Annotated in this window: 17 protein-coding genes; 11 read left to right on the top strand and 6 right to left on the bottom strand. The window is 62.7% G+C overall.

From position 1 onward, the window contains the following. Window positions 1-612, bottom strand: a complete 612-nt coding sequence (locus BraRD5C2_RS15275) for a TetR/AcrR family transcriptional regulator (protein ID WP_223969535.1) — start codon at window positions 610-612, stop codon at window positions 1-3. A 151-nt stretch (window positions 613-763) separates the two neighbouring features. Here BraRD5C2_RS15275 and BraRD5C2_RS15270 point away from each other — a divergent pair, with 151 nt between their 5' ends. From BraRD5C2_RS15270 to BraRD5C2_RS15235, 8 genes are all read left to right on the top strand, one after another. Then, a complete protein-coding gene (locus BraRD5C2_RS15270; RefSeq protein ID WP_223969534.1) occupies window positions 764-1,789 on the top strand; it encodes a histone deacetylase family protein in 1,026 nt (341 codons plus the stop codon). A gap of 237 nt (window positions 1,790-2,026) precedes the next feature. Then, window positions 2,027-2,956, top strand: a complete 930-nt coding sequence (locus tag BraRD5C2_RS15265) for a Gfo/Idh/MocA family protein (RefSeq protein ID WP_223969533.1) — start codon at window positions 2,027-2,029, stop codon at window positions 2,954-2,956. A gap of 2 nt (window positions 2,957-2,958) precedes the next feature. Beyond that, a complete protein-coding gene (locus BraRD5C2_RS15260) occupies window positions 2,959-4,029 on the top strand; it encodes an aldose epimerase family protein (RefSeq protein WP_223969532.1) in 1,071 nt (356 codons plus the stop codon). A 35-nt stretch (window positions 4,030-4,064) separates the two neighbouring features. Beyond that, window positions 4,065-4,943 (top strand): SMP-30/gluconolactonase/LRE family protein, encoded by an 879-nt coding sequence (locus BraRD5C2_RS15255; RefSeq protein ID WP_223969811.1) that lies wholly within the window; start codon window positions 4,065-4,067, stop codon window positions 4,941-4,943. A gap of 57 nt (window positions 4,944-5,000) precedes the next feature. Then, window positions 5,001-5,747: a TetR/AcrR family transcriptional regulator gene (locus tag BraRD5C2_RS15250; RefSeq protein ID WP_223969531.1), complete on the top strand. Its 747-nt coding sequence runs from the start codon at window positions 5,001-5,003 to the stop codon at window positions 5,745-5,747. A 20-nt stretch (window positions 5,748-5,767) separates the two neighbouring features. Beyond that, entirely contained in the window at window positions 5,768-6,637 is an 870-nt protein-coding gene (locus BraRD5C2_RS15245; protein WP_223969530.1) for a hypothetical protein, read from the top strand. After that, window positions 6,637-7,560 carry a DUF1932 domain-containing protein gene (locus BraRD5C2_RS15240; protein ID WP_374707997.1) on the top strand — a complete coding sequence of 308 codons (924 nt, stop codon included), beginning with the start codon at window positions 6,637-6,639 and terminating at the stop codon, window positions 7,558-7,560. Before BraRD5C2_RS15245 ends, BraRD5C2_RS15240 begins: the two co-directional genes overlap by 1 nt. A gap of 86 nt (window positions 7,561-7,646) precedes the next feature. After that, a complete protein-coding gene (locus tag BraRD5C2_RS15235) occupies window positions 7,647-8,429 on the top strand; it encodes an SDR family NAD(P)-dependent oxidoreductase (protein WP_223969528.1) in 783 nt (260 codons plus the stop codon). A gap of 298 nt (window positions 8,430-8,727) precedes the next feature. Here the strand turns inward: BraRD5C2_RS15235 and BraRD5C2_RS15230 are convergent, their stop codons facing one another. Then, complete coding sequence (locus BraRD5C2_RS15230) at window positions 8,728-9,540, bottom strand: enoyl-CoA hydratase (RefSeq protein WP_223969527.1); 813 nt, start codon at window positions 9,538-9,540, stop codon at window positions 8,728-8,730. 409 nt (window positions 9,541-9,949) lie between these two features. Between BraRD5C2_RS15230 and BraRD5C2_RS15225 the strand changes: the two genes are divergently transcribed. Continuing rightward, the gene (locus BraRD5C2_RS15225; protein ID WP_223969526.1) at window positions 9,950-10,600 is read left to right on the top strand and encodes a PilZ domain-containing protein; all 651 of its coding nucleotides are present in this window, start codon (window positions 9,950-9,952) and stop codon (window positions 10,598-10,600) included. 435 nt (window positions 10,601-11,035) lie between these two features. Then, the gene (locus BraRD5C2_RS15220) at window positions 11,036-12,220 is read left to right on the top strand and encodes an acyltransferase family protein (RefSeq protein ID WP_223969525.1); all 1,185 of its coding nucleotides are present in this window, start codon (window positions 11,036-11,038) and stop codon (window positions 12,218-12,220) included. A gap of 202 nt (window positions 12,221-12,422) precedes the next feature. Here BraRD5C2_RS15220 and BraRD5C2_RS15215 read toward each other — a convergent pair whose 3' ends face one another. Together BraRD5C2_RS15215 and BraRD5C2_RS15210 are read right to left on the bottom strand one after the other, a co-directional pair. Further along, on the bottom strand, window positions 12,423-13,721 hold the full coding sequence (locus tag BraRD5C2_RS15215) for a TAXI family TRAP transporter solute-binding subunit (protein WP_223969524.1): 1,299 nt from the start codon (window positions 13,719-13,721) through the stop codon (window positions 12,423-12,425). 259 nt (window positions 13,722-13,980) lie between these two features. Beyond that, window positions 13,981-16,476: an arylsulfatase gene (locus BraRD5C2_RS15210; protein ID WP_223969810.1), complete on the bottom strand. Its 2,496-nt coding sequence runs from the start codon at window positions 16,474-16,476 to the stop codon at window positions 13,981-13,983. 445 nt (window positions 16,477-16,921) lie between these two features. Here BraRD5C2_RS15210 and BraRD5C2_RS15205 point away from each other — a divergent pair, with 445 nt between their 5' ends. Beyond that, window positions 16,922-17,338 carry a hypothetical protein gene (locus BraRD5C2_RS15205; protein WP_223969523.1) on the top strand — a complete coding sequence of 139 codons (417 nt, stop codon included), beginning with the start codon at window positions 16,922-16,924 and terminating at the stop codon, window positions 17,336-17,338. Between the two features lie 241 nt (window positions 17,339-17,579). On the opposite strand, the gene BraRD5C2_RS15200 is transcribed toward BraRD5C2_RS15205, so the two are convergent. Further along, a complete protein-coding gene (locus BraRD5C2_RS15200; protein WP_374707996.1) occupies window positions 17,580-19,295 on the bottom strand; it encodes an arylsulfatase in 1,716 nt (571 codons plus the stop codon). Further along, window positions 19,292-20,275 carry a formylglycine-generating enzyme family protein gene (locus BraRD5C2_RS15195; RefSeq protein ID WP_223969808.1) on the bottom strand — a complete coding sequence of 328 codons (984 nt, stop codon included), beginning with the start codon at window positions 20,273-20,275 and terminating at the stop codon, window positions 19,292-19,294. The genes BraRD5C2_RS15200 and BraRD5C2_RS15195 overlap by 4 nt, the downstream gene beginning before the upstream one ends. Window positions 20,276-20,593: the final 318 nt, after the last annotated feature.

The raw sequence follows: 20,593 nt of genomic DNA, 5'->3' as shown, positions 1-20,593 counted from the left end.
TCACGCGTCGGCGTGCGGCCGCAGCACCAGATTGACGAGGTTGCGGGCATAGGCCGGCGTCAGCGGCTTGATGCCGAAGGCATAGCGGTAGAACAGACTGCCGTAGATCGCGTCATAGATATCGCCGGGCACGCCCGGCGCGCTGATACTGCCGTCCTTCTGGCCGGCGGCGATGATTTCCAGCATCCTGGCGCGGCGAAGGCCGAGGTAGCGCTCATAGAACAGTTCGGCCGTGCCGGTCTGCGAGATGCATTCCGAGATCACCGCGAGCTGTACCCGCCCGAACTCACCTTGCAAGGCCTCGACATAGGTCGCGACATGTCGGCGGATGCGGGCCACCGGATGGCCCGCTTCGGGCAGCGGCACCGCGCGCGAGGCCTGGTCGAGGAAGGCATCGATCAGCAAGGCCTCGCGCGACGGCCACCATTTGTAGATCGTCATCTTCGAGACGTTGGAGTGTCTCGCGATCGCGTCGATGGTGGTGGCGGCAAGGCCGGTGGTCGCCATCAGCGCATAGGCGCTGTGCAGGATCGCGGCCGTGGTCGCGGCGGAGCGCGGCCGGCCGCGCCGCCCCGTAGTCGTATCCTCCGTCTCCGCCCTGCTTCCCGCCATGGCCGGGATTGGTATCCTGCGTGCTTGAATCATTACGCTGCCTGCGGACATAGCATGAAATCGCGCGCTGTTTCAGATCATCGCCGCCGCTGATACGGTACAATCCGCCAGCGAAGGCTCAGCCCAACTGCTCATCGAACAGGAGTATCCCGTGAAGGCCGTCTACAGTGATCTGCACCGCAGCCATGATCCGCAATTCTTCCTGGTCCGCGGTGTGGTCCAGCGCACCACCGAGCAGCCCGAGCGCGCCGACCGCCTGCTGGCGGGGCTGAAGGCCGGCAAGCACACGCTGATCGAGCCGACCAAATTCGGGCAGGGGCCGCGGGCGCGGGTGCACAGTCCGGAATATCTGAGCTTTCTCGAACGAGCCTGGGAGGAATGGTCGGCGCTCGGCAACGCCGGACCGGAGATGATCGCGAACATGCATCCGGTGCGCAACGCCGGTACCTATCCCACCCACATCGTCGGCAAGCTCGGCTGGCATACGGTCGACACCGCGGCGCCGATCGGCCCCGGCACCTGGGCCGGTGCCTGCGCCTCGAGCGACGTCGCGGTCACCGCCGCGCAGATGGTGCTCGATGGCGAGGACGCGGTCTACGCGCTGTGTCGTCCGCCCGGCCACCACGCCTATCGCGATCTTGCCGGCGGCTTCTGCTTCCTCAACAACAGCGCGATCGCGGCCGAGCATCTGCGCCAGAAGCACGAGCGTGTCGCGATCCTCGATGTCGACGTGCATCACGGCAACGGCACGCAAGGCATCTTCTACGAGCGGGGAGATGTCTTCGCCGTCTCGATCCATGCCGATCCGTCGTTCTTCTATCCGTTCGTCTGGGGCTATGCGCATGAGCGCGGCGCCGGGCCCGGCCTCGGCACCAATCTCAACATTCCCCTCGCCAGGGGCACCGGCGACGACGACTACATCAAGGCGCTCGCGGCGGCGGAGAAGGCGATCCGTTCCTTCGCGCCGACCGCGCTCGTGGTTGCGCTCGGGCTCGACGCCTCCGAGAAGGACCCGCTCGCGGGCCTCGCCGTCACCACCGACGGCTTCCGCCGGATCGGCGAAGCGCTGGCCCGGTTCGGCCTGCCGACGGTGCTGGTGCAGGAGGGCGGCTATCTCTCCGACATCCTCGGTGCCAATCTGACGGCGGTGCTCGGCGGATTCGAAGCCGCGCGCTAGCCCGGTTTCGAATGGCGTGGTGATCGGTTCGCGTGAAGAAAACCCGTCAAATCAACAGTCTGGAGCATCGGTTGTGATTGATCGGAACCGATGCCCCCGCCGTGCGCTGCACAACAAGGCGTCGTGGAGTTGCACGTTTGCAACCAAAAGCGGATCATGCCGTTGGTATCCGGCGGTGGCCTATGATCCTGCCTGGCGGCATCTGCCGTCCGGGCGGGCAGCAACGCGAGGACGGCCATGAGCGATCTGCTCCGCATCGCCATCGTCGGGTTCGGGGAGATCGCGTGCCGGCAGCACGTGCCTGCGATCGCCAAGACATCAGGCGCTGCACTCGTCGCCGTGGCCGATCCGACCAAGAGCCCATCCGGCCTGCCGCATTTCCGCGACCTGCAGGAGTTGTTGCGCGACGGGCCGGAGATCGATGCCGTTGCGCTGTGCACGCCGCCGCAGGCGCGTCACGCGCAGGCCGCCACGGCACTGGCTGCGGGCAAACATGTGCTGCTGGAGAAGCCGCCTGGGTCTACGCTCAGCGAACTCACCCCATTGATCGCTGCTGCGGGCGAGGCGGGCCGGACTTTGTTTGCGACATGGCATTCGCGCTACGCACCAGCGGTTGGGCCGGCGCGGCAATTGCTCGCCGGCCGCACGATCAGCAAGGTAACGATCATCTGGAAGGAAGACGTCCGCGTCTGGCATCCGGGCCAGGCCTGGATCTTCGAGGCCGGTGGCTTCGGCGTGTTCGATCCCGGCATCAACGCGCTGTCGATCCTGACCGAGATCCTGCCGCATCCCGTCTTCGTCAGGAGCGCGATGTTGGACGTTCCTTCCAACCGGGAGGCGCCGATTGCTGCAGCTGTCGAGCTGTCCGATGAGAACGGCCTGCCGATCCACGCCGAGTTCGATTTTCGCCAGACCGGTCCGCCGAGCTGGGACATCCTGTGCGAGACCGAGGCCGGGCCTGTGGCGCTGTCGAAAGGCGGACGGCAGCTGCGCGACGGCAACAGGTTGGTGGTCGATGCCACGGACGAAGAGTATCCCGCGCTGTATCGCCGCTTCGTTGCGCTGACGTCGGACGAAAAATCCGACGTCGACCTCGCGCCCTTGCGGCTCGTCGCCGATAGCTTCATGCTGGGGCGACGGCGTCTTGTCGAGGCGTTCGGGGACTGACGATGACATCAGCCAGCATTGCTCGCGTGCCCTTCGGCACCTTGCCCAACGGCACTGTGGTCGAGCGCGTGACGCTGCGCGGCGAACGCGGCTTCGAGGCCAGCATCCTCACCTTCGGCGCCACGCTGCAAGCGCTGCTCGTACCCGATCGCGGCGGGCATTGTGACGACGTCGTGCTTGGCCATGACGAATTCGACGGCTATCTCGCGCAACGCAAATTCTTCGGCGCGACCATCGGGCGCTACGCCAACCGGATCGCCGCCGCGCGCTTCATGCTCGATGGCGAGATGGTGAAACTTGACGCTAACAACGGCCCCAACGCGCTGCATGGCGGGTTGCAGGGCTTTGATCGCAAGCTGTGGCGAATCGTCGAACTGTCAGATCAACCGGGGCCGGCGCTGGTGCTGGAGCGCGAAAGCCCGCATGGCGAAGAGGGCTATCCGGGCAATCTTCAGACCCGGGTGACGTATCAGGTGCGCAACCCGATGGAACTCGCGGTTACCTACGAGGCGACCACCGACCGGCCGACCTACGTCAACCTCACCAATCACAGCTTCTTCAATCTCGACGGCGCGCGCTCGGGCACGCAAATCCTCGATCACAGGCTGACGATCGCCTCAGATCATTTCCTCGCGGTGGACGCCACGGCCATCCCGTTGCCAGAGCCGCCGCGGATGGTTGACGGCACGCCGTTCGACTTCCGCAAGCCCACCGCGATCGGCGCGCGGATCAGGATGAATGACGAGCAGCTGCGGCTCGGGCGCGGCTACGACCACAATTTCTGTCTGGCCGCGGGGACGGGCGTTCGCTTCGCCGCGCGCCTCGAGGCGCCGCACTCTGGCCGCGTGATGGAGCTGTTCACCGATCAGCCGGGGTTGCAGTTCTATTCCGGCAATTTCCTCGACGGCTCGAGCGCCGGCAAGGGCGATCGGCTGTATCGCCAATCCGACGCGCTCTGTCTGGAGCCGCACGCCTGGCCGGACACGCCGAACCGGCCCGACTTCCCGTCGGCGCGGCTCGATCCCGGGCAGATCTATCGCCGTACCGCGATCTATCGATTCTCGACCATGTGAGTGACGCCATGACCGACCGTGCCGCCGAACCGCTGATCGAACAGGTGCCGACATCGGTGCTATCAGCCGAGCGCTGTCATCTCGGCGAGGGCCCGACCTATGACGCGGCGACCGACACCGCATGGTGGTTCGACATCCGCGAGCGCCGCCTGTTCGAGCATCGTTTTGCAAGCGGCGGCACCATCATTCACGAGTTGCCGAAAATGGCGAGCGCGTTGGCGCGGATCGATGGCGAGCGGCAGCTCATCCTCGCCGAGGATGGGCTTTACGTCCGGCAGGTCGCCGGCGGCCGGCTGGAACTGTTCGCCGCACTCGAAGCCGATAATCCGGTGACGCGCTCCAACGATGCGCGCGTGCATCCGTCGGGGACGTTCTGGCTCGGTACGATGGGGCGTCAGGCCGAGCACGGCGCCGGCGCGATCTACGCGCTGCATCACGGCCGCATCACGCGGCTCTATCCCGGGATCACGATCCCCAATGCGATCTGCTTCTCGCCCGCAGGCGACGTCGGCTATTTCGCGGATACCGCGACCAATGTGCTGCATCGCGTGCCGCTCGATCCATCGACGGGATTGCCGACCGGCGAGCCTGTCGACCTGATCAGACATCAAGGCACCGGCGGGCTCGACGGCGCGATCGTCGATGCCGATGGAATGATCTGGAACGCGCGCTGGGGCGGTGGCTGCGTCGATGTCTACGACCCCAGCGGCCGGCATTTGCGCTCGCTGAAGGTGCCGGCGAAGCAGTCGAGCTGCCCGGCCTTTGTCGGCCGCGATTTTGCGCGCGTGCTCGTTACGTCGGCGTGGCAGGATATGGATGAGGCCCAGCGCGCGGCCGATCCCGGCCACGGTCAAACCTTTCTGCTCGATGCCGCGGCGCGCGGCCGTGCCGAGCCTGACGTCAAAATGACCTGAATGCGGGTTGGCGCCGCGTTGTTGACGCGACCTGAATATTTGGACGATAGTACAAATATGGTCCGCAAACCTGCCAAGTCCGGCATCAAGGCCGACGCCAAGGTCGCCAGCACCCGCAAGCCGAACATGCGCGAGGCGATCCTCGCCGCGGCGGAGGAATTGTTCTCGACCTACGGCTTCAACGCCGTCTCGGTGCGCGACATCGCGCAGGCGGCCGGCGCCAATCCCGGCAGCGTGACCTATCACTTCAAGACCAAGGACGGCCTGCTGCTGGAGATCTATCGGCGCCATTGCGGCCCGATGAACCGGCGGCGCTCGGAGCTGTTGGCGGCGGCGCGGCGGGTGCGCGACCTGCAGGACCGGCTGGAGGCGATCGTGCGCGCCTATGTGCTGCCGGCCTTCACCTCGGGCAGCGATCTCGCCGGCGGTGGAACGCGGTTCACGCGGCTGCGTGCGATCATGTCGGCCGAGGGCAACGAGGTCGTGCGCAAGATCATCGCGCAGACCTTCGACGACACCAGCCATGCCTTCATCGACGCGATCCATGAAAGCCTGCCGCACATTCCACGTACCGATCTGGTCTGGCGCGGCCACTTCCTGCTCGGCGCGCTCTACTACACGCTGGTGACGCCGGAGCGCGTCTCGCGCCTGTCGCGCGGCAGCGCCGACGGCACCGATGCCGGCCACGCCATCGAGGAGCTGGTGTGCGCGACGGTTGCCGCGCTGCAGGCCGCGCCGCTCGATCAACCAACGCCCGTGCCGCGCAAGGCCGCAGGCGTGAATCCAGGGCGCGCGCTGACCTGACCCCCGCGGAGTTCGTCGCCATGGAGAAACTTCGGCTGCGAACGGTGCTTGGCAATCACCCGCATGTCCAGGCGGTGAAGCGCGGTGAGCTGCGCTCGGAGCTGTTCGATCTCGACTTCACCGAGTTCACGCCGACCAACGCCGCGTTCAAGCCAATGGTGCGCGAGCAGGCGTTCGATGTCTGCGAGATGGCGATCGTGACCTATCTGATGGCGAGGGCGCACGGCAAGCCGCTGGTGCTGCTGCCGGCGCCGATGGTCGGCCGCTTTCAGCATGGCCATGCGCTCTATCGCGCCGACCGCGGCACGCTCATGCCTGCCGAACTCGAAGGCAAGCGGGTCGGCATCCGCTCGTTCACCACCACGACCGGCGCATGGATGCGCGGCATCCTTGCCAACGATCATGGCGTGAACCTCGACCGGATCAACTGGGTCACGTTCGAGGACCCGCATGTCGCCGAATATGCCGACAGCACCGAACGGGCCCCGAAAGGCAGCGCCATCATCCAGATGCTGAAGGACGGCGAGCTCGATGCCGTGCTGGGCGAGACCTCCAGCGATCCGGCGCTCAGGCCGTTGTTCGCCGATCCGGCCGCAGAGGCTGAGCGGTGGTACGCGCGGCATGGTGTCGTGCCGGTCAATCATCTGGTGGTGGTGACGAAGCAGCTCGCAATGTCGCGCCCGGACGTGGTGCGAACCCTCTACGAACTCCTCAAGCGCGCCAAGGTGAACGCCGGTCCGGCTGATGTGCCCGACCTGCTGCCGTTCGGCGTCGAGGCGAACCGCAGGCCGCTCGAACGGATGATCGCCTATTGCGTCCAGCAGGCGTTGATCCCCCGGCGCGTCACGGTCGACGAGCTGTTCGACGACACAACACGGGACTTGAATTGATGACAATCTCCAGCGATCCGCGGCAGTGGCAGGTCGGCATGCTCGGCTATGGCGAGGTCGGACGCATCTTCGCCGAAGACCTGCGCAAGCAGGACATCAAGGTCGCTGCCTACGACATCAAGCTCGACCGCGAGGCGGGCACGCCGCTGCGTGCGCATGCGGCGGAGATCGGCGTCGCGCTCGCGCAATCGCATGCCGATCTCGCAGCACGGGCCGATTTCATCATCTCGGCGGTGACGGCGAGCCAGGCGGTGCCGGTGGCCGAGGCCTGCGCGCCTGCGATCCGGAACGGTGCCTGGTTTCTTGATTTCAATTCGGCTTCGCCCGGCGCGAAACGGCGCGCGGCGGCCCACATCGATGGTGCCGGCGGCCGTTATGTCGAGGGCGCGGTGATGACCTCGCTGCCGCCGTACCGGATCAAGGTGCCGCTGCTGCTCGGCGGCGAAGGCGCGCGCGAGCTGGCGCCGCTTTTGGTCGCGCTCGGGTTCGCGGCGAAGGTCGCGAGCGACGAGCTTGGCGTGTCCTCGGCGGTCAAGATGTGCCGCAGCATCATGATCAAGGGCCTCGAGGCCATGGTGATCGAGAGCTTTACCACCGCACGCGCCTATGGCGTCGAGGATGCGGTGCTCGCCTCGCTCAAGGAGACCTTTCCGGGCATCGATTGGGAGAAGCAGGGCGCCTATTTCTTCCAGCGGATGATCGAGCATGGTCGGCGGCGTGCCGAGGAGGTGCGCGAGGTGGCGGAGACCGTGCGTGAGGCCCACCTGACGCCATGGTCCGCGTCCGGCACCGCCGAGCGGCAGGGCTGGATCGCCGATCTTGCCGACGAGGGGGTTTTCGGACCGAAGGGAACGCCGGACTTCGCCCGCAGCGCCGACTGGCGCACCGAAGCCGACCGGATCCTCGCGCGCATCAAGTCCTGAAATCTCGCGCGGAGAATCCGCCGCGTTCCCTGCCGACGCGCAATGCGCTATTGCTCTGCGAATAGTTTTGGTCTGGAGGCACTCCCATGAAGAATTCCGGCAAGGTCGTCGCCATCACCGGGGCGGCGCGCGGCATCGGCAAGGCCTGCGCGGCGCGCTTCCTGGCCGATGGCGCCAGGGTCGTGATCTCGGATGTCGACGCTGCGGGGCTCGTCCACACCGCCCAGGAACTCGGACATGAGGATCGGTTGCGGGCCGTCGAGGCCGACGTCAGCAAGCGCGCCGACGTCGATCGTATCGTGGCTCACACGGTGAAGGAGTTCGGCCGGCTCGACGTCATGGTCAACAATGCCGGCGTCGCGCGCAACCGCGACTTCCTCGACATCAGCGAGGCCGAATTCGACGACGTGATGGGGATCAACCTCAAGGGCGCGTTCTTCGGCGTTCAGGCCGCGGCGCGCCAGATGATCGCGCAGGGCGGTGGCGGCGTCGTCGTCAACATGTCCTCGGTCAACGCGCTGCTCGCGATCCCCTCGCTTGCGACCTATGCGATGTCGAAGGGCGCGATGAAGCAGCTCACCTCGGTGGCCGCCGTGGCGTTGGCGCCGCACGGCATTCGCGTCGTGGCGGTCGGGCCCGGCACGATCCTGACCGAGATGGTGGCGACGGCGATCTTCTCGTCGGAGGACGCGCGGCGCAGCGTGCTGTCGCGCACCCCGGCCGGGCGCTGCGGCGAGCCGAGCGAGGTCGCGTCCGTCGTGGCGTTCCTTGCCAGCGACGATGCCTCCTACATCACCGGTCAGACCATCTATCCAGACGGCGGGCGGTTGATCCTCAACTACACGGTGCCGGTCAACGAGAAGAAGTAGGCGGCAGGTTCGATCGCGAGCGCATCGCCAAAATATCGAAAACAACCCCATGCAAAGTAGCCGGCGGCTGCCCGGCGTTCGACACGGCAACTTGACATGTCAGGCAAATCGGCGGTATTATTCTATTATTCAGAAATAGCGTGAGCGGCATCCCCATCCTCACCTGTCATCGCCCGGTCGAAGCCGGTCGATGACAGTGTGTTGCGTGGCAACGACGACGGGGGATGGACCACCGCTGTTACCGCACTCTCAGCTGTCATTGTCCGCGAAGGCATGCGCGGGTGATGACACCGGATGGCTACCGCCCCTTGAACTGCGGCTTGCGCTTTTCCATGAAGGCGTTGCGGCCTTCGCGGAAATCCGCGCTGTCCATGCAGTCGATGCCGATCTGCTTGATCGCGGCCATGTCGCGATCGGCTGGATCCTTCAGCACCTGTGCGATGGTGATCTTGGCGGCCTTGATCGCCAGCGGCGCGTTGCCCGAAATCGTGCGCGCGATCTCCATGGTCGCGTCCCACAGTTCGGCCTCCGGCAGCACGCGATCAACGAGGCCGATCCGCAGCGCTTCCGCGGAGTCGATCCGCATGCCGGTATACATGATCAGCCGCGCCCAGGACGGGCCGACCAGCGACACCAGATGGCGCAGCCCGTCGTAGCCATAGGCGATGCCGAGCTTGGCGGCGGGAATGCCGAACTGGCCGCTGGTGCCGGAGATGCGGATATCGGTCAGCATCGCGACCTGCATGCCGCCGCCGAGGCAGAAGCCGCGGACGCAGGCGATGGTCGGCTTCGGGTAGTCGGCGAGCAGGGCGCGCTGGGCGGCGCTGCGCCGTGAGTATTCCTCGGAGGCTTCCGCATTGTGGCGGGTCTTCTCGAACTGGCTGATATCGGCGCCGGACACGAACGCCTTGTCGCCGGCGCCGACCAGGATCACGACGCGGACGGCCGGATCGTCGCGCAACGCGGTCAGCGCCTCGCCGAGCCCTTCCCACATCTCAAGCGACATCGCGTTGCGCTTTTCGGGATTGTTGAAGGTGATGACGCCGACGCCGTCGACCACGCTTTGCAGGATCTTGCCGTCGGCAAGCGACTCGTCTGAGATGGTTGGCATATGAGGATCCGGTCTGATTTCGGCCAAGGCTGGTTTCAAGGTTGAGGCTACGATCAAGGCTAGCACCCGGTTGTGAGCCGAGGCAGGCCGTTTGGAGCACGGCGCGATTGCAACGACGTGCCGCAACTCTCCCGGTAGTTGTACGGCTCGCAAAATAAACTGACGCGTAAGGGTCGCGCCATAGAGTGCGCCGCCCGCGCTCTGTCCCGGTTTAACTTTTCCCTAGTGTTTCGACGGTACGACTGTACGCACCTGCGCGCCAGGACGATGCGCGACGCGCTGGGACGCAACCCGCAGCCTTCCCGCTGGTACCGCGTCGGTAACGGATGTCCCCGCCACCAGACCGACCACGGATGTCGGTCAACCCCAGACCTCCGTGCACTCAGATCGCCTCGGGCGAGGTCCAGTCGTGTCTGTCGAAAAGTTTCTCAAGCAACGCGCGGTGAGGATCATCGTCAACGGCAGCTACACGCTGCCGAACTGGTACGATGCGCAGGGCAAGCTGCGCACCTTCGCCTGCCGCACAACGCGCGTCTCGCCGTTCCGGATGATCGTGGACGTGCCTGTTGTCGGCAAGGTCGGCGACCGGCTGACGTCGTATTTCGAGGAGTTCGGCAAGTTCGAAGGCTGCATCACCGACACGATGAGCGGCAGCTTCCTGGTCGAGCTCGAGATGACGCATGCCAGGCGCGAGAAGTTCGCCGACAAGCTGACTTGGATCGAGAAGAAGCAGAAGGATCCGAGCGTCCGCGAGGCGCGCAACAATCCGCGTTTCGTGCCCGTCGCGCCGCATGCCATGCTGACGCTGGCGGACGGCACCATGCAGAGCTGCTTCATCATCGACATGTCGCTGTCAGGCGCGGCGGTGTCCTCCGAGCTGCAGCCGCCGATCGGCATGCCGCTGGCGATCGGCGCCTGCGTCGGCCGCGTGGTCCGGCATCTGCCGAACGGCTTCGCCATCAAGTTCGTCGAGACCTACAAGCAGGGCGATCTCGGCCGCCTCATCGCGCGCAAATCCAAGGACCTGCTGGTGTCCGCCGACGCGGATCCTGTTGCCTAGGGCGTGTAATCATAAATCTGGTACGCGCGTCCAGAGATAGCGAGGTCCGAGTTGTCCTCCAAAGCAGACATCGACGGACGCCTAAGTGAATGTCCGCAAAGGGCCAGAAGCCGACATCGCAGCAATTGGAATAGCACCGCGCATGAGACGGGCCTCAATTTCTAGTTTCCTGCCGTCTGATCGGGATCGAAGAGGCCGGGATTGCTTCTATTGAGGCGTCCCTTTGGGACATACAGTCTGACTTACAGAGGGAGACGTCTGAGCTGCAATGGCACAAATTACATATCCTGCTTGGGCCTCTCTCGCAGCCTGACAACCAGGGACGAGGAGGAGTGGATGGTAAAATGTTGGTTCGGGGTCTAATCTAGTGAGCAATTGGCCTTGCTAATCGGGTTCTCGACTGCACTATGAGCTGCATACCCCGGCGGGGGTGCCATGAAGTCAATTGCTCACGCGGCTCCGGCCGTCGACGTCCAGGCAGCACCGAAGCTCCACAAGCGCAATGTCGCGCTGGACCGTGCGCGCACCTTCCTGACGCTGGTCGTGCTGCTGCATCACGCCGTGATCCCCTACACCCATTTCGGGCACACCGACCCGACATCGTGGATCGGCTTCGACTGCGTCGTGCTCGCCACCGACAGCTTCTTCATGGCGATGTTCTTCTTCCTGTCCGGGTTGTTCGTCTGGCCCGGGCTCGGCCACAAGCCGTGGCTGATCTTCCTGCGCGACCGGCTGCTGCGGCTCGGCCTGCCGTTTGTGATCTGTGCGGTCACCGTCATTCCCATCGCCTATTACGCGATCGCGCTGCGCGAGACGCCGGAGCTGACCTTCTCCGAGTTCTGGCGGAAGACCATGATTTTCGGGCCTTGGCCGAGCGGGCCGATCTGGTTCGTCTATGTCCTGATGACCTTCGACCTGACGGCAAGCCTGCTATACCGGGTGTCGTCGCGTCTGCTCGAGCCGATCAACCGGCTGTCGATCAAGGGATTTGATCATCCTTGGAAGTTCTGGCTGTTTCTCGTCGTCGTCAGTGCCACCGTCTACGTGCCGTTGCTGGTCCGTTACGGTCCGTACTATTGGTTCGAGTTCGGACCGTTTTCGGTGCAGGCCAGCCGCGTGCTGCTGTATGCGGCCTATTTCTTCGTCGGCGCAGGCATCGGTGCCGCAAACTTCGAGAGCGGCCTGCTCAGCGCGCACGGACGGCTGACCGAGCGGCGCTGGTTCTGGACCGGCATCACCGTGATCCCCTACGGCCTGATGTGGGTGATGATCTACATCAAGCGCGAGATCATCGGTAACCCCAATCCGCTGCCGGGCTGGTATCTTTCGATCTATGGCACCTTCTTCGTGCTGTTCAGTGCCTCGATCCTGTTCGCGATCCTGGCCTACTTCCTGCAATCGAAATCGTCGGGCCCGACGCTGCTCGACCGCATGCAGGGCGACGCCTACGGCATGTTCCTGGTGCACTATCCGATCGTGCTGTGGCTGCAATACTGGTTGTTCGATTTCGACCTGCCGGCGATCGCCAAGGCCGCGATCGTGTTCTTCGCCACCGTGGCGCTGAGCTGGGCCGCCACCGCCGTGCTGCGCAAGCTGCCGGGCGCCAAATACGTGCTGTAGCGACGCCGCGATCTTGCGTCGCACCGCGGCGTTCTCCGTTCGGGGCGCGGCGATCAGGTGGATGCCCAGCCCGCCCGCCTCACTTCCGCTACGGGTCAAAATCAGCCCTCTCATCGCTCGAATTGGACTGGACACATGACGACCCGTCAGTATTCCCGCCCCCTATCCCGCTGGATCGCCGACATCGGATTGGACCCGCCGGTTATTCAGCTAATTGTCGGCGTACTTTTTCGTGTGCGAGGTCGATATGAGCTCGCAGAGAGTACAGCATATCCGCATAAGCAATCGGAACCTTTAGTCGGTTTGCTTGCTCCTTGAGGCCATTGAGCTGCAAGACCATTTCCCTCGTATCACGCTTGGTGCGTCGGGCGTCCGCGATCTCATCTTCCAGAAACCGCAGTTCTCCGTACATGCGCAATACCTTCGATCGCATCGCCCAGTCATATAGGCGAGGCAGATATTGCGTCATTGGGTAGAGCACGCCCAGGATCGGAATGAGTAGGATAAACAGCTTGCCAGTCAGCTCCGCGACCCAGAACGGAAGATAATCGTGCAGGAAAGGCCGCCCCGATTTGTAGAATCGCAGCGCCTCGTTGCTCAGTGGAACATCGACGGCTTCGCCAGCGGGAAATTCATTGGCGCGTTGAAAAATACTCGGTGACGAGTGGATATGCTCCGCCGCGTCGAGCAGCAGGTACTGAAGGGCCGAATGCAGATCGTTTCGCACTATCAAGTTGGCCTTCACTGCGATCAAGGTCACATCCGTTGGCGGCAGATCCTTTGCTAGGTCTCTGACTCCCCTTGGCACCACCACCTTGCTCAAAAATGGAAGGCGCGCGATAAGGGCATTCAAGCGCCGATAACCCGTGAGGGTGACGCGCTCGTCGCCGAGAAGTTGCTGCACCTCGGGTGCGTCCCATGCAGCCACCATCGATACTGCATCGATCTGACCGGCCAAGAGACTTTCTCCAGCAGTTTGCGTAGGCAGGGCTAGCCATTCACCGACCTGCTGGTCAAATCCGAGGATTTTGAAGTATTCGAGCGATAGCGCTCGAGTCCCGCTGCCCTCGGGCCCAATCGACAGTCTCTTGCCCACGAGATAAGCGGCTCCATCAACTTGGATCTCGCGCCTGCGGAACCACCACAAGGGCTCGTAGTAGAGCGTTCCGAGTGAGGCAAGCTTCGAACCATCTTCCTGGCTCATAGTGCCACCCTGGATCAGCGCGACGCTTACTCCCGAATGCTGGTCGAGCAGCAGCGCCCGGTTTTCGGGCGAACCTGCAGTCGGCATCAGTCGCACCTCTACGCCTTCCTTCGCGAGTTCCGCGCGATAGCGCTTACCAAGCTCTTGGTAGGCGCCTCCCTCGGGACCGGTCGCCATGACAACCGTACGTGGAGGCATATTGATCAGCATCACAATAGCCGCCAACGCGATCGCGGCGGCGGTCACGCCGATCGTGATCGCAGGCCAATTGTTTCGCAGAAATTCCTTGGCAGCCATGAAACCGTCCCTCGATATTCATGCCAGCCCCAACGCGCTGAACGTGGGATATTACCGACCGGGGGTACGCTGCGTAACTCGGGTTAAGCATATCAAGTCCACTTCACCCCCAAGGAGCGGACATGCCGGGTCGGCCGCTCAGGGCCAGAAGCTGAGATGACACGCCGTGCGAAGTTCGATGGATTTGCTGGACATCGGCGGGCCCACGTCCGGTCGGGCCCTCTCGAGGAAAGGGACGCCCGGCCGGACTGCTGAGGCATCAGTTGTTCGCGCCAGCGCGCGCGTGTCGAATGACCTGATGCTCCTCGCTGGTGAGTTGCACCGGGCCGACCTTGAAGGTGAGGTTGTCAAGGTTGCCCGTAAAGCGGAAGGGCACCTGATAGTCCTTGTCGTCAACGGGGGTACGGGTATCGACACCCACATCGAAGGTTTCGTCAATTGACATGATGAATGGAAGGGTGTGCGGGACTTTGCTGGTCGCAGCCTCGTTATCGTCCACCTTCAGCACGCCTGTGCCGCCCTTGCCGAAGCCGGGTCCATCGTATTTAAAGTCGAACACGATGGTGTGCTTGCCCGGCGTGAGCGCATCCTTGCCTTCCCAGCGGAAGCGTTCGAGGTCGGCGAAGTTATAGACGAAAACCGGCTTGCCCTTGAGCAGATACAGGCCATAGCCACCGAAACGGCCGCCGAGGGTGACGATCATCCCTTCGCTGCTGCCCTGTGGGCTCGTATTCCCAACGGTAACGCCTGCACGGCTCGGAACGTCCACTTCGGCGGTGATCGTAAAGGACCTGTTCAGGATGCTGGGCGCATCGCTTGCGGGGATACCCGCCACCTCACCCGAATAGGTGAAAATGTTCCGACCGGCGGTCGCGCTGGGCCTTGGTGCGATGACGCGCGCAAGGACCGAGTTGTCCAGCGGAAACACATTGTACTTCGTCGCCTCTACCATGAATAGCTCCTGCAGCTCGCGCAGCTTGTCAGGCATACTTCCGGCGAGGTCGTTGCTCTCCGAGTAGTCCTCAGCGATGTTGTAGAGTTCCCACTTGTAGCCATTGACCACGTCCTCCGGCAGCTTGGCGGTGCCCATGAGCCATGGCGGCGCGGGCGGTGTTGTCGCCGCGATCCAGCTGTCGTGATAGATCGCGCGGTTGGCGAACATCTCGAAATACTGCGTCGTGCGCGCGGACGGAACGTTGGTGTTTGCCTTGTCAAAGGTGTACGCCATACCCACCCCTTCGATCGGCTTCTGTGCGATGCCGTTGACCATCACCGGCGCGGGAATGCCGGTTGCCTCAAGGATGGTCGGCACGATGTCGATCATGTGGTGGAACTGGGTGCGGATGCCGCCGGCATCCTTGATGCGGTTCGGCCAGCAGATCGCCATGCCCTGCCGGGTGCCGCCGAAGTGCGACGCCACCTCTTTCGTCCATTTGAACGGCGTGTCGAAGGCCCATGACCAGGCCACCGCCATGTGCGGGTATGTAACCGCCGAGCCCCAGGCGTCATAGACTTTCAACTGCTCGGCAATCGGAAGATCCAATATGCCGTTGTAAGCGGTATATTGGTTCGGCGTCCCGCGCGCTGTGCCTTCAGGACTCGTGCCGTTGTCACCACTGATATAGATGATCAGTGTGTTGTCGAGCTTACCTTCGTCCTGGACTTCCTGGATCACGCGGCCGATCTCATGGTCGGTGTAGGCGACATAACCGGCGAACACTTCAGCCTGCCTTGCAAAAAGCTTCTTTTCATCGGCCGTCAAAGTCTCCCACTTCTGCAGGACGTCCGGCCAGGCTGTGAGCTGGGTGTTCCCAGGAATGACGCCAAGCCGCTTTTGATTGGCGAAAATCTGGTCACGCAGGGCGTTCCAGCCCATGTCGAACTTGCCCTTGAACTTGTCGATCCATTCCTTGGTCGGCTGATGCGGCGAATGGGTGCCACCGGGCACGTAGTAGACGAAGAACGGCTGATCGGGGGCGGCGGCATTGAGCTGCCGCAAGTGGGCAATCGCATCATCGGCCAGGTCCGTAGTCAGATTGTAGCCGGGCTTTCCGACCCAGGGGAAAACCTGCGTCGTGTTCTGGAACAGATACGGCGTCCACTGGTCGGTCTCGCCGCCCATGAAGCCGTAGAAATAGTCGAAGCCCATGCCGATTGGCCACTGGTCGAAGGGACCGGCCGAGCTGTACTGATAGCTGGGCGTGTTGTGGTTCTTGCCGAACCAGGACGTGGCGTAGCCGTTCTGCTTCAGGATCGTGCCAATGGTGGCGTTCTCCGGTCCAATAATGCTGTCGTAACCCGGATAGCCCGTCGATTGCTCAGAAATGACGCCAAACCCCACCGAGTGGTGGTTACGGCCAGTGATCAGCGCTGCCCGCGTCGGCGAGCATAATGCTGTGGAATGGAACTGAGTGTAGCGCAGCCCCATCTGCGCAATGCGATCCATCGCAGGTGTCGGGATGACGCCGCCGAACGTCCCAGAAACTCCATAGCCTTGGTCGTCGGTCATGATCAGGAGAACGTTGGGTGCATCCTTGGGCGGCACCACTCGGGCGGGCCAATACGGTTTTGACTGGCTGGCCTGTAGATTGATGTCACCGCCGAACTTTGACGGTGGCGGCGGAAGATACTTTCCATCGATCGTCGTGGTGGCGCCGGGTGAGCCCGGCGTGCCGGTGGTTTGCTGCGCGAGGCTGGTTGTTCCCAGCGCGCACAGCAAATAAGCGGCGGTGAGTGTGGTGCCGCAAAGCAGCATGTTGCGACGGTATAGTAAGCGGCTGTCTGGCTTTAAGCTATCGCCATTCTGACGGATGCGGGACATTGGAAGTTCCCTCTTGGAGAGGTCAGAACCCTGTCGGCGCCGATCTGCGACACAATGCAGCAACGCTTCTGGTGATCCAGATCAACATTCCGCCCACGGGTCTGAAACGTCAGCTTCGGGTCAAAAGTCGCCTATTGAACAGAATGTTCGGCTTTTGACCCGCCGTTTGCTGTGCCTGAGCTGCTTGAATTGATGTCGCGGCACGGAGTGCCGAAGCGGCGCCACTCTGAACGACTACCGGGACAGAATGCCGCGAACAAAGCTTGATCTAGGTCAAGATCGCATGCGCTTTTTTGTTATTGCAACTTGCTGCGGCGGGACAGCCTCTGCTCTCTCGTGTTGGACTCCGGTAGCCAATTGACCATTTGAGGAGGGTTTCATGAGAGCCTTCAATCCGTTGGTGCTGTTAGCACTTCTCCTTACGCAATCCGCCTCGACACAGGCTGCGGATTTGAACGGAGCTTGGACCGACGACGCGTCGGCCTGCAGTCAGATCTTCACCAAAAAGAACAACAAACTTGCATTCAAGCAAGATGCTGATCTCCACGCGGGCGGTTTAATCGTTCAAGGAAAGCAAATAACTGGCACATTTCAAAAATGCACTGTCAAATCGTTGCACGATGACGGGGCGGATCTGCAAGTGATTGCGTCGTGCTCTGACGGCGTCGCGGTTTCAGATGTGCCATTTGACGTGAAAATCACCGGAGAGAATAGCATCACACTCAGCTCCAAGAAGCCGGTGCCAATGGAAACGCAGTATGTTCGCTGCGATGTGACGTCCGCGGGGAAGACTTGAGTAAGACGTGGATGAATGATCCGGCCGTGGGAGCCTAGGAGCATAGCGTCGTAGGCTTGACTTCCGATCTGGGTCAGATCCGGAAGAACTCGGGTTAAGCTTATCAAGTCCACTTCACCCCCAAGGAGCGGGTATGGAGCGGACATGCCGGGTCGGCCGCTCAGGGCCAGGAGGAGACACTTTCCCGGTGCTGCGCGGGCGGCCTAGAGGCCGCTCGCACCATGCCGATCATGAATACATGCTATTTTGCCATCGCCGTCCTGGCGGCCTCGATTTTCGCCTTCACGGCATCGAGATTGAAACTCGCGCCTTTCTGCATCGGCGGAAACTCGATCGCCGTCATCGCCAGCTTTTCCACCTGCTGCTGAACAAACACAAAGCGCCAGAATTCGAATTTGAACCAGTCAAAGTATTGTTGCGCGCCGTATTTGGTCCCGCTATCGGGCCATCCCGTTCGCTCGAAAGGATCGAGGCGAAGGTTAATCAGGTAGGGCACGTCAGGCTTGGTTTTTTCACCCAGCCAGCCTCCAGGCTGGTCGATGAAGCGATACTTGTAGTCGTCGATGCGCACGGCACCCAGTTCGCTTTCCCCGAAGTACCAGATTTCGTGCCGGTTCGACGGCCCCTTGCCGGTAATCATGTCCATCTGGTTATAGCCGTCCAGATGACATTTGTAGGTCGTGTCACCGATCTGCTTGCCCTTCTTCAGCTCTTCGACAATGTTCGGGTTGCCGGCCGCCGCAAGGAGGGTCGGAAACCAGTCCAGCCCGGAGATGATGCCGTTCTCGACCTTGCCCGCCGGCACCTTGCCCGGCCAGCGGATCATCGCCGGCGCGCGGAAGCCGCCTTCCAAGACCGTGCCCTTGCTCTGCGCGAATGGCGTCTGTCCACCATCAGGCCAGGTGAATACCTCGGTGCCGTTGTCGGTAGTGAAGATCACGATGGTGTTGTCGTCGACGCCCATGTCCTTGAGTTTCTTCATCACGATGCCGACGTCGTCGTCGAGCTGCGCCATGCCGGCCTCATGGATGGTCCAGCCGTTCTTGGAGTTGCGCAGCGCTTCGTACTTCGGCGACAGATGGGTGACGATGTGCATGCGGGTCGGATTGAGCCACAGGAAGAACGGCTTGTTGTCGGCCTTGGCCTTGTCGATGAACTTGAGCGCAAAGTCGCGGATTTCGTCGTCCACGGTTTCCATCCGCTTGGGATAGAGCGTGCCCGCGTCCTCGATCTTCTGTTTGCCGACCTTGCCCCAGCGCGGATCCACGGTAGCGTCGTCGACATTGGTCGCATAACAATGGAGCATGTTGCGTGGACCGACGGTGTTCAGCAACTCCTGAGGATAGGCGGGATGCGCTGGATCTTCCATCGCATCGAGGTGATACAGGTAGCCGAAGAACTCGTCGAAACCGTGCACCGTCGGCAGAAACTCGTTTTTGTCGCCAAGGTGGTTCTTGCCGAACTGGCCGGTGGCGTAGCCCATTCCTTTCAGCGCGGTAGCGATGGTTACGGCCTGCGCGGGTATGCCTGTGGGTGCGCCGGCCTGGCCGACCGTGGTCATCCCGGTCCGGATCGGCAGCTCGCCGGTGATGAAGTTGGCGCGGCCCGCTGTGCAACTCGCCTCGGCGTAGTAATCGGTGAACAGCATGCCCTCGGCGGCGATCTGATCGAGATTCGGCGTCCGGCCCGCCATCATGCCGCGGTGGTAGGCGCCGATATTCCAGATGCCGATGTCGTCACCCATGATGACGACGATATTGGGCCGCTGTCCGGCCGGCGCGGGCACCGGGGCCGACGTTGGTTGCTGCGCTTGTGCGAAGCTTGTCGCACCAACGGCAGAGAGTGCTGAAGCGGCGACGAGCGAACTACCGCTCAACAACAGATCGCGGCGTTTCAATCCTGCGCTGGTGGGTCCCGTGCTCATCTCAGGCTTTTCCGGAATCGTATCGTTACTCATGACGTGATCCTCTTCCTGGTGATGCACCTGAAGCCGACATGGCTTGCTGAGGTGTCGATCGGCTCGGCATGACGCGCGGCCGGACGATAGCGGCGGCAGTAGCTGGGCGCGCAAAGATGCGAGCCGCCTTTAAGCACCTTGCGCGGAATTCTGAGGTTCGGCTGACCAGAGTCGTAGCTCGCGCCCTCGGACCCGCCGCGAGGATTTTGCGGAATGCAGCAGGCTTTCGGGGCGTCTGCGTCGTGCCTCTGTGAATACCAATCGGCCGTCCATTCCCAGACATTGCCGATCATGTCATGAAGGCCGTAGCCATTGACCGGGAACGCGGTGACGGGCGAGGTGCGTTCGAAGCCATCAGCCACCAGATTCTGGTGCGGGAAATTGCCCTGCCAGGTATTCGCCATGTGCCTGCCGCCGGGAAGTTGCTCGTCACCCCATGCGAATTCCGCGCCGTCGAGTCCGCCGCGCGCGGCAAACTCCCATTCGGCTTCGGTCGGCAAGTCCTTGCCAGCCCACGCCGCGTAGGCCTCAGCATCACGATAGGCAATGTGGACCACGGGATGATCGTCGAGGCCGCTGATCGAACTGCGGGGGCCGTATGGCCGGCGCCAGTTGGCGCCAAATTTGAAACTCCACCATTGCGACCAGTCGCGCAAATCGACCGGATGCTTCGGTGGCGTGAAAACCAGCGAGCCTGCCTTGAGCATGTGCGGCAGTGCGCCCGGATAGTCTTTTGCGTCAGGCCGCGTCTCCGCGAGTGTCACGTAGCCTGTTGTGTTGACGAACTTGCGAAAATCGCGATTGGTGACCGGCGTTGCATCCATCCAGAAGCCGCTCACCGAGACGCGATGGACCGGCGCCTCTTCGGCATAGTGCCTGTCGGAGCCCATGCGGAACGTGCCGCCGGGGATCCAGATCATGCACCTTTGGCCGGGCCCATCCGACAAAGGCACGCCTGCCGCAACGCCAACGTCGTGCATGGGCTGCCCGCAGTGAACGAGTTTCAAGGTTACCGACGCCGCCCTGAGCAAGAAGCTCTCGGCAGCTTTCTAGTTCGCCGATTGCTTCGGGGAACGGCTTAACGCCTTGGTCAGTCAAAAGACGATCGAGTATCTGAAACGCGACTACAAGGCGTCTACGAACTAGACAAGATAAGATGCTCCAGCAAGGCATCCTTCTATGTTGATCTAGGTCAATCGAGTCAGGTCGCGTCTTCCTTATCAAGAGCCCCTGACGACTATGCAAAAAGTGCCAACGCTGTGGTGTCATCGACACAGCCCATCAATAAAAAGGCCGGC

Origin of the sequence: Bradyrhizobium sp. RD5-C2 (assembly GCF_019972155.1) — a bacterium.
Lineage (GTDB): Bacteria > Pseudomonadota > Alphaproteobacteria > Rhizobiales > Xanthobacteraceae > Bradyrhizobium.
Note: the sequence above shows the minus strand (reverse complement) of the source record. Positions and strands in the feature narration are given on the sequence as shown.